Source organism: Candidatus Thiothrix putei (genome assembly GCA_029972225.1).
GTDB lineage: Bacteria > Pseudomonadota > Gammaproteobacteria > Thiotrichales > Thiotrichaceae > Thiothrix > Thiothrix putei.
Genome location: CP124756.1, coordinates 2,402,280 through 2,416,761, shown reverse-complemented (window position 1 = coordinate 2,416,761; position 14,482 = coordinate 2,402,280). Strand labels below are relative to the sequence as shown.

The following is a 14,482-nucleotide window of genomic DNA, read 5'->3' as shown; positions in this document are numbered from 1 at the left end:
ATTGCACCAGCTCTCAGGTTCTCGTTAACAGGCAGATTCTGCCGGAGTGTCAAAGCGGGATAACCCCCATCACTCAACCGTAAACGGTCATTCTAGCCCGTCGTTGATATCCGCAAACAAATCCGAGCGCAATGGCTTATCCGCAAACCGTTGTTTCCAACATCTTGGCGTAAGGTCTTGCACCTGAGAAGCGGGATGCTCACTAACGCGCAACAGAACATCCATCAGATAGACATACGGGTTAATGTCATGCAGGCGGCAGGTGGTGATCAGGCTTTGGATGATGCCCACGTGTTCCGCGCCGAGTTCTGTCCAGCAGAACAACCAGTTTTTCCTGCCCATGGGGATGGGCCGCAGGGCGCGTTCGATGTGGTTGGTATCCATTGGCACGTCGGGATCTTCCAGAAACACGCGCAGTTCGTGTTCGCGGCGGATGACATAACCAAGGGCTTTGGTCAGCGGGTTGGAGGGGACTAAATCGGTACGTTGTAATTGGGTTTGGCACCATTCAAAGAACTGGTCGACCAACGGCTTGCTGTGGGTGAGGCGGTAGGTACGTTTGGCTTCCCCGTCGAGTTTTTTCTCGTTAATCTGGGCTTCGTGCTGATAGAGTGCCGCGATAGTGTCAAGGGCTTGGCGTACTGCTTGTGGTTCAGCGGTTTCGGCGGCAATGAAGGTGCGACGGCTGTGTACCCAGCATTGGGCATGGGTAATCTTGTCATTGGCGTTGACGTAACTGGCATAAGCACGGTAACCGTCGCTGAGCAGTGTGCCGCTGAACTGTTGGCGAAGGGTCTTTTCAATGTGTTGCCGCCCACGGCTGGCGGAGAAGGTGAAGACGATTTCGTCCTGATCCCCGTACAGCGGCCAGAAGTAGCCTTGCTTCATCTTGCCGTTGCCTGCGGGACTGGCTTTGATGGGGGTTTCGTCCATCGCCAGCAGCTTGCTTTGCAGTACACTGGCGAGTTGCGCTTCGGCAATGGGTTTGAGCAGGTCGATGGCACGTTTCACCGCATTGGTCAGCGTCGTGCGGCTGAGGGTGATCCCCGCCTGGGTCAGGCGTTGGTGCTGGCGGTACAACGGCAGGTGGTACTGGAACTTGTCCACCAACATCCCCACCAAAAAGCTGACATCGGTGACACTACGTTCCAGCACGTTGGCGGGTGCAGGGCTGGGAAGCGGTGGGTTGCTGAGCGAAGCCGAAGCACTGCCCTTGCGTTTGATGACGGGGCGCTCGTATTGCAGGATCAGGTAGCTGGCAGGGCGTTGCGCCACCCGATGGGTCACCTGGGTGCCGATCACCTCATACTGGTCAGCCTCTTCCCCCTGAAGTTCCGGCGGGGTGAGGTGAATCACCTTGACCGGGACATCGGCGGTAAAGCGTAACCCGCTGTCATTCACGCAGTCATCGGGGCGCAGCTTGGGGGCTTTGCCGCGTTGGTAGGTGACGGTAATGCTTTCACCCTCGGGTGCGGCAACCGGGGTGGCGGCGGGGGCAAACAACGGCAACTGCGCCACCGGTATCTCAACCGGACGCTTTTCCGATTTGCTGCCAAAGACCTGTTGCCTGAACCACGCCAGTTGGCGTTTTAATTCAGAAACTGCCTGTTGCAGGACGGCATTGTCTGCACGTAACCCCGCATTTTCCTCACGCAACGCCAGCATTTCCGCCACAATCGGCGGCATGGGAACGCTGGTGTCAGACGGGGTGGATGGCTTTAAAATCATGGGCTTGTTATACCAGAATGTGGCTGCACAGGATACTGGTAACGCTTGAATTGTCTGGATTTTTGCACCTCAATGCCTGCTAAAATCAACTGCAAATCCGTCCGGGTCAGTTCGCGCTGCCCGCTAGTTGTCGGCTGCACCCGGTATTGCCCCTGCTCCAAGCGTTGGCTCCATAAGCAATAGCCGCTGGGTTCAAAATAGAGGATCTTCATCTGGGTTTTACGCAGGTTCACAAACACGAAATAATGCCCACTCAGGGGATTTTGCCCTAACTGGTTTTTCACCAAAGCGGTCAGCCCCGTAAAGCTTTTGCGCATGTCGGTGGCTTGGGTGCATAGCCAGATGCGGGCGGTGGCGGCGGGGGCAAACATCAGCGTTGGCTCAGGCGTAGTTCAACACCATTCCCCAAACTCAGCACAATGTGCCAGCCTTGCCCCAGCGCGGCATGACCCGCCGATAATGCTCCCAAGTCGATGAAGGTATTGGCGGGAACGGCTGGTTCCTCCACGCCATCTGCGGAGCGTAGACGCTGCCGCCATTGGCAAAAACTGGCGTAACCGATACTGTGCTGTTCACAAAATGCCGGGGCGGATAAGCCGCTGGCTTGCCATTGGCTAATGAGGGTTTGCCATTCGCTGGCACGGCGGTGAGGGCGTTTCATTGAGGTTTCCTTCGGTTGTTCAGGTTGGAAACCAGTTTAGGACGTGGAAATCGCGAGGGCTAGACGTGCTGAAATGGTCGCTTACACTCAACCAACAAAGCAACAGTCCTGTAAGTGGAGAGTCTCGCCAAGAGACGAGCCTAAGATGTCCTACAATCGTTTTATTTTATTATGGCTACAACCATAAGGCTTATGCCATTTGCGCCCAATAGGACGAAGCACAGTAAGTATTTAACGCATTAATGCCTATCGCTTTATAATATACTTAGATCTATTTCTTGAAGCTCGTTTCTTGGGCTTAGGAATATACTCTTCCTCTACCAGATACATTAGTTCATTTTCTTCTAATACTGCATTTCTTGCCGCCTCAGCTAATTCAAGAGAATCATAAATACCTACATACCGATACTGCCCTAAGGCAGATACACCAACTATAAGTTTCCCTTCCTTGTTCTCAAATATGAATTTCTTCTTTGCTCTAAATTTTTTTATACCTGTCATATCAAACTCCTTCATTATTATTCTATCTATCTATCTATCTATCTATTTTCATAATAGCCGGTGTTTCCCAAAACACCAAAAGGAAAACGACTTATAGAAAATGCGCCCATAAGTTCCCCTTCAACCCCCTAAAGGATTAAAGAACATTAACAATTTGTAATGTAATTATTCTAATAGTATCGTTATTATCTATTGACATACTATATAGATAGCTTATCTTTAATGTATAACTTCAATAATATAGTTAAAACAAATAAGTAAATAACAATGAATGCGAGGGCAATTGAAAATGGAAAACGAATTATTACAACAAGCTTTAGATTTAGTTATGAATCCTGACCCAGAGACAGGATTAGTATCCCTTAATCAGCTTTATAAAATTGGCAATAAGCTAAGAATTCTAAAAGGTAAGAACCAACTCTATCTAAGAGATTTCGTAGGTTCACCTACAACTAAAGAATTTTTAACAGCACTAACAGAAGAAGTAGATGCTACTTCTCCAGATAACTTTATTAAAGTCGTACATGGCAGCAAAGGCGGAACATTTGTTCATCCTATCGTTGCATTAGAAGCAATGGGCAAAATTGATTCTGCATTACGTGTAGTTGCATACAGAGAACTTTTTGAAGTTATGTTTTAATACTGTTCCAAAAGGAGCAGACAAATAAAAAGCCCTAACGCAAATAGGGCTAATCAAGAGTTCAATGTGGTCTCTACGATAACTAAAACCACAAGGAGGCATATCACTATGTCATTAATAATAAACGTTCCAGTTTTAGAAGACAATAACAATAATGCACTCATTTCTTTTTTGGGTGATAGTAAATCAAATTTAGTCTATATAACTGATTTCATAAAACAGATAAACGAGTATTACGTTTCCATTAGAAAGCGTAAAAAGACTATCCGTCTTGATGACCATATGAGGAATAAATTATTTACTGAATCAGCTATAGCACTTGAAGCAGACTTGACCGGGAATTTCCCGGACATGATTTTATCTGAAGCTACTAAAGATAACAAAGGTCGTATTGCAAATATCTCTGAACTGTGTCCTACAGTTATCAAAACCAAAAGCAGAGGAGCTAATAAAGGTAAGCGACCATTTCAGCACGTCTAGCCCTCGCGATTTCCACGTCCTAAACTGGTTTCCAACCTGAACAACCGAAGGAAACCTCAATGAAACGCCCTCACCGCCGCGCCAGCGAATGGCAAACCCTCATCAGCCAATGGCAAGCCAGCGGCTTATCCGCCCCGGCATTTTGTGAACAGCACAGTATCGGTTACGCCAGTTTTTGCCAATGGCGGCAGCGTCTACGCTCCGCAGATGGCGTGGAGGAACCAGCCGTTCCCGCTAATACCTTCATCGACTTGGGAGCATTATCGGCGGGTCATGCCGCGCTGGGGCAAGGCTGGCACATTGTGCTGAGTTTGGGGAATGGTGTTGAACTACGCCTGAGCCAACGCTGATGTTTGCCCCCGCAGCCACCGCCCGCATCTGGCTATGCACCCAAGCCACCGACATGCGCAAAAGCTTTACGGGGCTGACCGCTTTGGTGAAAAACCAGTTAGGGCAAAATCCCCTGAGTGGGCATTATTTCGTGTTTGTGAACCTGCGTAAAACCCAGATGAAGATCCTCTATTTTGAACCCAGCGGCTATTGCTTATGGAGCCAACGCCTGGAGCAGGGGCAATACCGGGTGCAGCCGACAACTAGCGGGCAGCGCGAACTGACCCGGACGGATTTGCAGTTGATTTTGGCGGGCATTGAGGTGCAAAAATCCAGACAATTCAAGCGTTACCAGTATCCTGTGCAGCCACATTCTGGTATAATAAGCCCATGATTTTAAAGCCATCCACCCCGTCTGACACCAGCGTTCCCATGCCGCCGATTGTGGCGGAAATGCTGGCGTTGCGTGAGGAAAATGCGGGGTTACGTGCAGACAATGCCGTCCTGCAACAGGCAGTTTCTGAATTAAAACGCCAACTGGTGTGGTTCAGGCAACAGGTCTTTGGCAGCAAATCGGAAAAGCGTCCGGTTGAGATACCGGTGGCGCAGTTGCCGTTGTTTGCCCCCGCCGCCACCCCGGTTGCCGCACCCGAGGGTGAAAGCATTACCGTCACCTACCAACGCGGCAAAGCCCCCAAGCTGCGCCCCGATGACTGCGTGAATGACAGCGGGTTACGCTTTACCGCCGATGTCCCGGTCAAGGTGATTCACCTCACCCCGCCGGAACTTCAGGGGGAAGAGGCTGACCAGTATGAGGTGATCGGCACCCAGGTGACCCATCGGGTGGCGCAACGCCCTGCCAGCTACCTCATCCTGCAATACGAGCGCCCGGTCATCAAACGTAAGGGCAGTGCTTCGGCTTCGCTCAGCAACCCACCACTTCCCAGCCCTGCACCCGCCAACGTGCTGGAACGTAGTGTCACCGATGTCAGCTTTTTGGTGGGGATGTTGGTGGACAAGTTCCAGTACCACCTGCCGTTGTACCGCCAGCACCAACGCCTGACCCAAGCGGGGATCACCCTCAGCCGCACGACGCTGACCAATGCGGTGAAACGTGCCATCGACCTGCTCAAACCCATTGCCGAAGCGCAACTCGCCAGTGTACTGCAAAGCAAGCTGCTGGCGATGGACGAAACCCCCATCAAAGCCAGCCCCGCAGGCAACGGCAAGATGAAGCAAGGCTACTTCTGGCCGCTGTACGGGGATCAGGACGAAATCGTCTTCACCTTCTCCGCCAGCCGTGGGCGGCAACACATTGAAAAGACTCTTCGCCAACAGTTCAGCGGCACACTGCTCAGCGACGGTTACCGTGCTTATGCCAGTTACGTCAACGCCAATGACAAGATTACCCATGCCCAATGCTGGGTACACAGCCGTCGCACCTTCATTGCCGCCGAAACCGCTGAACCACAAGCAGTACGCCAAGCCCTTGACACTATCGCGGCACTCTATCAGCACGAAGCCCAGATTAACGAGAAAAAACTCGACGGGGAAGCCAAACGTACCTACCGCCTCACCCACAGCAAGCCGTTGGTCGACCAGTTCTTTGAATGGTGCCAAACCCAATTACAACGTACCGATTTAATCCCCTCCAACCCGCTGACCAAAGCCCTTGGTTATGTCATCCGCCGCGAACACGAACTGCGCGTGTTTCTGGAAGATCCCGACGTGCCAATGGATACCAACCACATCGAACGCGCCCTGCGGCCCATCCCCATGGGCAGGAAAAACTGGTTGTTCTGCTGGACAGAACTCGGCGCGGAACACGTGGGCATCATCCAAAGCCTGATCACCACCTGCCGCCTGCATGACATTAACCCGTATGTCTATCTGATGGATGTTCTGTTGCGCGTTAGTGAGCATCCCGCTTCTCAGGTGCAAGACCTTACGCCAAGATGTTGGAAACAACGGTTTGCGGATAAGCCATTGCGCTCGGATTTGTTTGCGGATGTCAACGACGGGCTAGAATGACCGTTTACAATAAAGGAACATGGATGCACAAGCGCCTTGTATTAGTTCTACTATCCGGTATAGATGGCTTCATTGCCAATAAGGTTCAGAATATTCTAATAGAACATGATGTATTTGGAACACGTAATAAGTTCAGTTCTGCACATAAGCTATTAGGTGATGCCATTGAACAGAACCAAGCGTTTCCTAAGAATCAGCATGTCTATTGTAATGTAAACAAAGTAGTTAAAAATCACCTTGAGTATACGAACATTAATGATATTCCAGTTGAAACACTTGAAAAACGTAAACAGATTACAGAAGAGTTAGCCACTCTTACTAAGTATGGATTCTTAAACTCTTATCAAGAAGTAAAAGAATTTGTAAATACAAAAGTTATTGAGGGCGAATTGATATAATCTTATAGTTCGCTTTTGGAAGCTCACACTTTCAGGAACAGTCTCACCCTGGACAACAGGGTGGGATTCTAACTACATAGATTCAATGTATTAACTCCGTCGACCCGACGCTATTAGAAAAAATGCGCCATAAACAAACCCCTAAAGGTATATAGCGAAATACAAAACTTCAATAAAGATTTTGGAATAGTGCGATACAGAACGTATCTAAAGGAGGGAGAACAGAGGGAGGAGCGAAAGCAATTAACAGTTTATTGGGCGGAATCTATGTCTAACAGACTAGGCAGCCTGCGGATAATCAGTGAGCACACGCCGCCTATCCTGTTCGTAAAGCCTTCCGTATAGTCTCGGATTATCATGCGTTGTGTATCCCCAATGGCACTGATTTTCATGGATAAGAAGCATACACTAACCCCAGTCGAATCAACAATGGCATATTCTCATGAGTTCTGGGAAAACTATTCACTTTTTCTTTTGAAACAAAATGTTAAGAAGGGTGTTGTTTCATGGTATGTATTGCGTACCAAGCAGTACATTGCCGAGTTTCCAGAGGAGCACATTCGTACCCACACCCCGCATCATGTGGAACAGTTTCTGAACAAAGTGGGGCGTGAAAGCCGCCTATCACCCTGGCAATTTGGGCAGGTGGTCGATGCTATACGGATTCTGTTTAGTCTGGCGCTGAAGCTCCCCTGGGCGCGTGATTTCGATTGGGAATATTGGCGTGAGTCAGCGAAACCGCTGGAAGTGGATCATGCGACCGTTGCCCGCGATTACAGCAATGTGCTGGATGGCTTGGCGACGCTCGACGGCGAGGAGCGTTGTTCCCATGAGCTTTACCAGCGTTATCAGCCTGCGATTGCCGAAGTGGTGCGGGCGATACGCCTGAAAAATTACTCCATCCGCACGGAGCAAACTTATCAGGGGTGGGTTTCACGGTTTTTCTATTTCCACAAACCCGATAATGTGCGTGATCTCAATGGGCAACACGTAAAGCATTATCTGGAGTATCTCGCGCTGAAACGTCATGTCTCGGTGTCTACACAAAAGCAGGCGTTAAATGCCTTGGCGTTCCTGTTTAATCAGGTGTGGCAAAAGCCACTGGATGATTTGGGTGAGTTTATCGGGGCAAAGCGCCAGCGCAAATTGCCGGTGGTGTTATCCCGCGAAGAGGTGCGCCGCGTCTTCCAGCAACTCAAGGGCACACATCATCTGATGGCAGGTTTGCTCTATGGCGGTGGTTTGCGGCTGATGGAATGCGTGACCTTGCGGGTGTTAGATGTCGATTTCGATTACAACCAATTGCATATCCGTAATGCCAAAGGGGGCAAAGATCGGGTTGTGCCATTGCCGGAGCGTTTTAAAGAAGCACTAAAAGAGCAGCTTGCGTTGGTGGCGCGTTTGCATCAGATTGATTTGCGTAACGGTTTTGGCGAAGTGTATTTGCCCGAAGCCTTGAGCCAGAAATACCAGAAGGCGGCACGGGAGTTGCGCTGGCAATACGTGTTTCCCGCCAGTGCGGTCAGTGTTGACCCGCGTTCAGGGTTGGTGCGCCGTCATCATTTGCATGAAACCAGTTTGCAGAAAATTATTCGCCGCGCCGTGAAACAGGCGGGGATCACCAAACACGCCACTACCCACACCTTCCGCCATTCGTTTGCTACCCATCTGCTGGAATCGGGTTACGACATCCGCACTGTGCAGGAGTTGCTGGGGCATTCGGATGTGTCGACCACCATGATCTATACCCACGTTCTGAATACACCCGGTATCAGTGTACGCAGCCCAGCCGATATGATTTAAGCGCGATGTTAGAGACGCTACCGCCCTGATCTGCACCGACCATAATCCGATGAACTGTGATGATTTTCTGACGAGATGGCTGTAATTTACACTTGATTTGCATGAATTACAAAAATTAATCGCACATTAAGCATCATTACATGCAATTATTCGCATTTATTTGCACGCCTTCCAGGAAAATAATGCCACTTGCTCACCTTGATTGTCGCCCCTTCGCCGCGTTTTGTGCGGGGCATCATGCCGCTGCCTGCGCCATTCCCAGCGCAGAATTACCTGCCCGAATGCACGAACTTCCCAAAACCAGCGAACCGCTCGCCTTATACGGTGTTGGTGATGACCTGCAACAAGCTTACGCATTTCTCACCAGCAAAGGCTATCACGTAGCACAACAAACCGAATGGACGCAGCAAGTGGAGGCGATGTTACAAGCCGAAGGTTTATGGCAGTGTGGGGAACATTCCAAGCGTTTATGGCAGCCCGCGCCGTTGATTGCGCGTTTCGTCACGGAATTCATGCCCCTGTATGCGCTTACACCGGGCGAGGGTTTGGATATTGCGTGCGGGGCAGGGCGCGATATGGTGTATCTCGCGATGCACGGTTGGGCGATGACCGGTATTGATTACATTCCCGCTGCGTTGCAACGTGCTCAACAATTGGCGGCAACTCAGCAGGTTTGCATCCTTAGCACGTGTGTGGATTTGGAAACCGGTACGGATCCGTTCATTCATTACGCTAATGGGCAGTTTGATCTGATCACGGTAGCGCGTTACTTGCACCGCCCGCTGTTTCCTTGGCTGCAACGCTTGCTAAAACCGGGTGGTATTCTCATCTACCAAACGTTTATGCAGGGAGCGGAACAGTTCGGTAGCCCGCGTAACCCCAACTTCTTACTGAAGCAGGGGGAGTTGGCGCAAATATTTGCAGGCTCTGACATTTTGCTGGACACGGTAGAAACACTGGACGATGGTCGCCCAGTGTCTGCATTTATCTGTCGGCAGGTGGCAAGCTTTCCTTGATGGTATCCAGCGGTACTTCGATCAGGTTGGGTACATCGAGGGTGAAGGTAGTGCCGCTGTTGTCTGCATCTGTCGCAGGAACCTCAAATATGACGTTGCTGCTGGGGGGGGTAATAGGTTCTGGTACTGCGTTTTCTAACTGAACAGGTGGTAGTTCGGTTGTGGTAACGTTTATGGCATCCTGCACGGGAATATCAGGGGAAACTCGAACTTCCATCGGGGGATTCGCCGTCGGTACCGCTTCGGTTGAAGTAGCCATTTCAGCGGCTTCAGGGTTTTCTGTTTCCTGATCTGGGGCAGGGGCGGCGACGGGTGGCGTGGCGGTGATGGTCGCTGTTGGTTCAGGCTTTGCGGGTTCCGGTTGGGTGGTGGCAGTGGTGGCAGGCGTTTCTGGCTCGGTGCCGGGGGTAAACACACCCATTGCCAAGGTTTCACGGTAACGCTTTTCTAGCGCGATTTGTTCTTCAACCTGATTATCCAGTTTGTATTTGCCAATCAGGGTTTGGCTATCATTCAGGGCGGTGCGAGCCTTGTCGGTATCACGTTTACTCAATAGTGTACGGGCTTCTTCCTGTTGGGCTGCCACGATCTTTTCCAGCAATTTCATGGCATCAGGGTGATCCGGTGTTTTTTTCAACAAAGGACTGAGGTAGGCAATGGCACTTTCACTGCGGTCATCGCCACGGCTGAGGTTGCCATAGCTGATGGCTCGTTGGGCACGTTCTAGGTATTGCCTGCTATCGGTGTCATCCGTATCACTGGGTGCTGCGGTAGTGGTTTCGGGTGGGGTAGTGGCGTTTGTGGCGGGTGTTTCCTGTTCTTGTGCTAACGCGAGTTTGCGCTGCGCTCGGTTAACCTCGGCTTCTAAACTCACTTGACGTTTTAGGCTGTCAGCCAGTGTGAATTCGGTGATCAGTCGGTCAGTGGTGCTGAGTAGTTTGCTGGCTTCTTCCAATTTACCCGAACTGAGCAAGGCTTCAGTTTCGGCATGTTGATCGGTGATCAGTTGCGTTAGCAGTTGCTGCGTTTTGGCATTGTCTGGCGCTAGCGCTACGGCTTGGCGTAAGTAGTCGAGCGCTGCGGGCTTACCGGTGCGAATGGCTTCGGCAGCTTGCGCTTGTAAGACACTAAGTTCCTTGGTGGTGGTTGGTTTGGTTTGATTCGAAGCTTCGGCGCTGAGGCGTTCGGCTTCCGTTCTGGCTGCGGTTTCAGCGGCGAGCTTGTCAGCTTCTGCTTGCACACTGTCTTGATCCAGTACCGGTGGAAGACTGCCTTCACCGACCAGTGTTGTGGTGTCTGCGGCGTCAGGCTGGAGGGTGGTATTGGATGGGATGGCTTCTAAGCCAGTGATGCGCGTGTCGGCGGCATTTTCTGGTGGCTCACCCCAACTGGAGAGTAATTGGTAGGTGGTGATGGCTACCGCGCTGGCAGCAACTAAAGCGATAGCGGGTAACAACAGCTTTTTTTGTTGCTTGCGTTGCAAGATGCGTAATAACGCGGTGGGTGTTGGCTGGCGAGCCGCTCGCTTTAAGTTTAGCCCTTGTTGCAAAGCTGCCCATGTATCAGGGCGTAATTTGCGGATACTGCCGGGGGCAACGTTACGCACCGCTGCTTCCAGGGTACTTTGCTTGCCAAACGGTGGTAAGCCTTGCAGCAGGTGATAGGCTAAACAGGCTATCGAAAAGGTATCGTCTGCGCTGGTGGGGGTGTCGCCCAGTAGCACATCGGGGCTGATATAGCCGGAATGCAGTGTTTGGCGGGTGTATTCGCTAGGTGGATTGCGGTATGCCATGCGCAACGCAGCCGCAACAGGGGCTGTCAATAAACAAGGCGCTTTTTCAGTGAGGAGGATAGCATTCGGTTCGGCATAACCAAACACGCCATCTGGTGTTTGGCTGGCAAACACATGCTTAAGATTGTCCAGCAATTCTAGCGCTTCCGGGAGTGGCATTCCCCGGTCATCCAGTTCTGCCAAGCGTTCGGAAAGTAACATGCCGCTGATATTACGCATCACCATCCAGCGCGTACCGTCTGCGGTTTTGCCATCATCCAAGACATGAGGCATACCGGGCATTGATTTTTGGTAAGTGGGTAAGACGTGCCCAAAGACTTGTTCAAATACGGGGTCTTGTGCCAAGGCGGGCAATAATGTGAAGGCCAGTACATTGGCTTGTTCACCGTTGCCTTGGGTTTGTTTCAGGTCTTGTGCCCAATACAGTTTGCCAAGCGCGGTATTGGCCATGCAGCGCCGCAGGGCATAACGCTCCTGAAGGATTGGCAAATTTTGCCCGATAGTAGCATCCACAGAGGGTCGGTTTGAAAATGGCATAATGCAAAAGCTCCCGCGAATCACCGCCGGTTATCATTAAAATGCGGCGATTATAAAGGATTACTTCGCTTTGAGCACATCTTCATGGAATAACTGCCCGACAGCCTCCAAAGCAATCAGTTCATCGGCATCACCCGTGATGGTGGTGACCATGTGGGGCGGGACGAACGCGCCCGCACCCAGCGCTTTGGGGGCAACGATTTGCTGCGCGGCCTGTAACTCTGGCGCAATGGCTGCCCGCAAGGCTTCATACGATTCATAATTGCGCCGCACTTTGGCAACCAAGGTATCAAACAGCATCACCAGTGGTGGCGGTGGTGGATTAGTGCGGCTAAAGCCCATGGAGTGAAAAATACCGGGTTTTAACCACAAGAGTAATTCGGCTTGTGCGTTGGAGACTTCCCACGTTTCACGCCCCTTGCGGGGGATGGCGGTTTTGATGAAGTTTTCAATCATGTCGGCGACATCCCACGGGCGGAAAACTAGCCCCCCGCCTGCTAAGGGTCTGCCGGGTAAGCGGTCTTTGAGTGCTTGCAGCCAAGTGGGGGCAGGTTCTAAGTCAACCAAACGGTTTTGTTCGGCATTTTGCACAAAGCCATCTGTGCCATTGCCGTAGTAGTCTAGGTATTTGCCATTGCGCCAAAAAGCTTCACCTTCATTGAGCATGGCGCTGACTTTTGCCCATTTATCTGCACCAAACAGGGCGCTAACACTGGCTTGGTTTAGCGGGGCATTTAAACCGAGATTGAGGGCAAGGTGCATACCCGCTTCCGAGCAATACACTTGTTCAGCTTGGCTGTGCAAGGTAGCCAACGCGGTACGGCTACCGAGTACCGCGTTGAGTACATTACCCCCGAATTCGATGACCTTAGCGTGGGTGTTGGTCATTAGATTGTCGTTGCCGTTGTAGTCGGGCGGGAATTTGGTGACTTTTTGTAACAGCATCGACCAAGTACGCACATTATTAACGTAAGCACGTTGTTCTGCGGGGGAAATGTCTCCAAGAAAGCGAATGCGCCACAGCAGGGAAGGGTAATCCTTCGGATTCACATGCCCCGCCGAATGTTGATTGGCGTAGCTGCGCGGGCTGTCGGTGGCTACTATGCCGCTGGCTACCCCAATGTAATTGCGGATGTGGGTAATGCTGAACTTGAGCATTTCCAAGCCTTTTTCCTCATTATGAAACACGGATTGCACAATGTGGCGGTTGCCGGGGTTGTGGTGTGAGGAACCAAGATACCATTCGCCGGGTTGGATAAAACGTAACAAGTCACGCTGCTTGGTTTTCCAGACATTTTGGTAGGCAATCAGGCGTAAGTCTTTGTCACTGTGGATGTGCGTAGGGACTTCTTCCCATTTGCCACCGACTTCGATCAATTTGGTGACGAGACTGCGGTCAGTCTTGAGGGTGGGGTCTTTCCATAACGTTTGAGCGCTTGCGGCGTTGATGGTGTAGGCAGAAGCCGGTAACGGCCGGTCGTAACGGGCTTGCGGGTTTTGGGTGTACCAAGTGTTAGCTTGCGCCAGCGTCATATCAGCGAGTCGTGACATCAGTTTCTCCCTCTGTGTTGTTACCCTATCCGTTAAGTATAGTGCAGCATTTCAGCATTAGGGTTGCCAGCGAAAACGTTTTAAATCAATGTTGCCATTGGCATCGAAGACGATGCCTTCCGCTTCGAGTAGATGACGCTGGTGCAAGTCGCCGCCGGGGTAGGCGCGACCGAGACTGATTTTGCCTTGCGCATTAATAACACGTTGCCAGGGTACGTCGGAAAATTCGGGGAGGGCGTGTAAGGCATAACCCACTAACCGGGCGTGTCCCGGTAACTGGGCTAGAGAGGCTACGTCACCGTAAGTGGCGACGTAGCCTGCTGGAATCTGCCGCACGATGGCATAAATGCGTTGGTGCTTGCTCAGGCAGCAACCTCCAGCAGTTCGGACTGTTCCAGTGCATGGACAAGTTGTGGGATTTGCGAAAGTGCAGGTGCACCATCCATGAGCAATGCAATGGGCATGACCTCGAAAATTTCTTCCGGGCTTGCCCCGTACTCACGAGCGGCTTTGACGTGCATGTCGATCAAACGTGCATCTTGTTGCACCAACGCGATGCCCAAACCGACTAATTCACGGCAGCGACGGTCGATACAGCCTTTACTAAGGGAAAACTCGCGCCATGAGTCCATCCAGGCTTTCCATAACTCAGTGTGGTGGTGTTCGGGGCTGGCTTGCACATACAGCGCTACACGGCGTACTTGTAGCATTTCGGTATCCGTTGCGCCCAGTTTAACGGCGGCTTCGGTATGGATGTCGATGCAGCGATGACAGCCTTTTGCAAGCGCAATTCCTAGCGTAATCAACTCTTTATGTTTACGATCCAGAATGCCTTTTTTGGTGCTTTCTTGGGAAAGCTCCCCAATGATTTCCAAAAATTCGCCCAACCCGTAAGTGCGTGCCCGTTTCAGGGAGTGCATGAAATCAGTGTCTACCATAGTCATTATATCCTTTTTGTTGCGGTGCAAACAAACTGTAGCATAGAAAGTGCCGAGGGCGTTATTTCGTCTGCTA

At 51.2% G+C, this 14,482-nt stretch carries 15 protein-coding genes and 1 pseudogene; 8 read left to right on the top strand and 8 right to left on the bottom strand.

From position 1 onward, the window contains the following. Positions 1-87: 87 nt before the first annotated feature. The 4 genes from QJT81_12345 to QJT81_12330 all read right to left on the bottom strand — a co-directional run bounded on the left by QJT81_12345 (position 88) and on the right by QJT81_12330 (position 2,890). Complete coding sequence (locus QJT81_12345; GenBank protein WGZ92655.1) at positions 88-1,728, bottom strand: IS66 family transposase; 1,641 nt, start codon at positions 1,726-1,728, stop codon at positions 88-90. Beyond that, positions 1,725-2,099 (bottom strand): IS66 family insertion sequence element accessory protein TnpB, encoded by a 375-nt coding sequence (gene tnpB, locus QJT81_12340; protein ID WGZ92654.1) that lies wholly within the window; start codon positions 2,097-2,099, stop codon positions 1,725-1,727. The genes QJT81_12345 and tnpB (QJT81_12340) overlap by 4 nt, the downstream gene beginning before the upstream one ends. Continuing rightward, complete coding sequence (locus QJT81_12335) at positions 2,099-2,389, bottom strand: IS66 family insertion sequence element accessory protein TnpB (GenBank protein ID WGZ92653.1); 291 nt, start codon at positions 2,387-2,389, stop codon at positions 2,099-2,101. Before QJT81_12335 ends, tnpB (QJT81_12340) begins: the two co-directional genes overlap by 1 nt. A 246-nt stretch (positions 2,390-2,635) precedes the next feature. After that, entirely contained in the window at positions 2,636-2,890 is a 255-nt protein-coding gene (locus QJT81_12330) for a hypothetical protein (protein WGZ92652.1), read from the bottom strand. A gap of 289 nt (positions 2,891-3,179) precedes the next feature. Here QJT81_12330 and QJT81_12325 point away from each other — a divergent pair, with 289 nt between their 5' ends. The 8 genes and pseudogenes from QJT81_12325 to QJT81_12290 all read left to right on the top strand — a co-directional run bounded on the left by QJT81_12325 (position 3,180) and on the right by QJT81_12290 (position 9,588). Then, on the top strand, positions 3,180-3,530 hold the full coding sequence (locus QJT81_12325; protein ID WGZ92651.1) for a hypothetical protein: 351 nt from the start codon (positions 3,180-3,182) through the stop codon (positions 3,528-3,530). Between the two features lie 108 nt (positions 3,531-3,638). Further along, positions 3,639-4,010 carry a hypothetical protein gene (locus QJT81_12320; protein WGZ92650.1) on the top strand — a complete coding sequence of 124 codons (372 nt, stop codon included), beginning with the start codon at positions 3,639-3,641 and terminating at the stop codon, positions 4,008-4,010. Between the two features lie 59 nt (positions 4,011-4,069). Continuing rightward, a complete protein-coding gene (locus QJT81_12315; protein WGZ92649.1) occupies positions 4,070-4,360 on the top strand; it encodes an IS66 family insertion sequence element accessory protein TnpB in 291 nt (96 codons plus the stop codon). Beyond that, positions 4,360-4,734, top strand: a complete 375-nt coding sequence (gene tnpB, locus QJT81_12310; GenBank protein WGZ92648.1) for an IS66 family insertion sequence element accessory protein TnpB — start codon at positions 4,360-4,362, stop codon at positions 4,732-4,734. The genes QJT81_12315 and tnpB (QJT81_12310) overlap by 1 nt, the downstream gene beginning before the upstream one ends. Next, positions 4,731-6,371 (top strand): IS66 family transposase, encoded by a 1,641-nt coding sequence (locus QJT81_12305; protein WGZ92647.1) that lies wholly within the window; start codon positions 4,731-4,733, stop codon positions 6,369-6,371. The genes tnpB (QJT81_12310) and QJT81_12305 overlap by 4 nt, the downstream gene beginning before the upstream one ends. Next, positions 6,368-6,769 (top strand): hypothetical protein, encoded by a 402-nt coding sequence (locus tag QJT81_12300; protein ID WGZ92646.1) that lies wholly within the window; start codon positions 6,368-6,370, stop codon positions 6,767-6,769. Before QJT81_12305 ends, QJT81_12300 begins: the two co-directional genes overlap by 4 nt. A 429-nt stretch (positions 6,770-7,198) precedes the next feature. Further along, positions 7,199-8,521, top strand: a pseudogene (locus QJT81_12295) (integron integrase). A gap of 233 nt (positions 8,522-8,754) precedes the next feature. Further along, positions 8,755-9,588, top strand: a complete 834-nt coding sequence (locus QJT81_12290; GenBank protein WGZ92645.1) for a class I SAM-dependent methyltransferase — start codon at positions 8,755-8,757, stop codon at positions 9,586-9,588. Here the strand turns inward: QJT81_12290 and QJT81_12285 are convergent. The 4 genes from QJT81_12285 to QJT81_12270 are packed head-to-tail and all read right to left on the bottom strand — an operon-like array spanning position 9,557 to position 14,406. Next, entirely contained in the window at positions 9,557-11,917 is a 2,361-nt protein-coding gene (locus tag QJT81_12285) for a hypothetical protein (GenBank protein ID WGZ92644.1), read from the bottom strand. The genes QJT81_12290 and QJT81_12285 overlap by 32 nt on opposite strands. Positions 11,918-11,977: 60 nt before the next feature. After that, entirely contained in the window at positions 11,978-13,468 is a 1,491-nt protein-coding gene (locus QJT81_12280; GenBank protein WGZ92643.1) for a hypothetical protein, read from the bottom strand. Positions 13,469-13,525: 57 nt separating this feature from the next. Next, positions 13,526-13,804 (bottom strand): MGMT family protein, encoded by a 279-nt coding sequence (locus QJT81_12275; protein WGZ92642.1) that lies wholly within the window; start codon positions 13,802-13,804, stop codon positions 13,526-13,528. A 26-nt stretch (positions 13,805-13,830) separates the two neighbouring features. Further along, a complete protein-coding gene (locus tag QJT81_12270; protein ID WGZ92641.1) occupies positions 13,831-14,406 on the bottom strand; it encodes a carboxymuconolactone decarboxylase family protein in 576 nt (191 codons plus the stop codon). Positions 14,407-14,482 lie beyond the last annotated feature (76 nt).

Coding starts and splice junctions, on each gene's coding strand:
- QJT81_12270 (WGZ92641.1), bottom strand. CDS start 14,406: ATGGTAGACACTGATTTCATGCACTCCCTGAAACGGGCACGCACTTAC.
- QJT81_12315 (WGZ92649.1), top strand. CDS start 4,070: ATGAAACGCCCTCACCGCCGCGCCAGCGAATGGCAAACCCTCATCAGC.
- QJT81_12305 (WGZ92647.1), top strand. CDS start 4,731: ATGATTTTAAAGCCATCCACCCCGTCTGACACCAGCGTTCCCATGCCG.
- QJT81_12285 (WGZ92644.1), bottom strand. CDS start 11,917: ATGCCATTTTCAAACCGACCCTCTGTGGATGCTACTATCGGGCAAAAT.
- QJT81_12345 (WGZ92655.1), bottom strand. CDS start 1,728: ATGATTTTAAAGCCATCCACCCCGTCTGACACCAGCGTTCCCATGCCG.
- QJT81_12330 (WGZ92652.1), bottom strand. CDS start 2,890: ATGACAGGTATAAAAAAATTTAGAGCAAAGAAGAAATTCATATTTGAG.
- QJT81_12290 (WGZ92645.1), top strand. CDS start 8,755: ATGCCACTTGCTCACCTTGATTGTCGCCCCTTCGCCGCGTTTTGTGCG.
- QJT81_12280 (WGZ92643.1), bottom strand. CDS start 13,468: ATGTCACGACTCGCTGATATGACGCTGGCGCAAGCTAACACTTGGTAC.
- QJT81_12335 (WGZ92653.1), bottom strand. CDS start 2,389: ATGAAACGCCCTCACCGCCGTGCCAGCGAATGGCAAACCCTCATTAGC.
- tnpB (WGZ92648.1), top strand. CDS start 4,360: ATGTTTGCCCCCGCAGCCACCGCCCGCATCTGGCTATGCACCCAAGCC.
- tnpB (WGZ92654.1), bottom strand. CDS start 2,099: ATGTTTGCCCCCGCCGCCACCGCCCGCATCTGGCTATGCACCCAAGCC.
- QJT81_12320 (WGZ92650.1), top strand. CDS start 3,639: ATGTCATTAATAATAAACGTTCCAGTTTTAGAAGACAATAACAATAAT.
- QJT81_12300 (WGZ92646.1), top strand. CDS start 6,368: ATGACCGTTTACAATAAAGGAACATGGATGCACAAGCGCCTTGTATTA.
- QJT81_12325 (WGZ92651.1), top strand. CDS start 3,180: ATGGAAAACGAATTATTACAACAAGCTTTAGATTTAGTTATGAATCCT.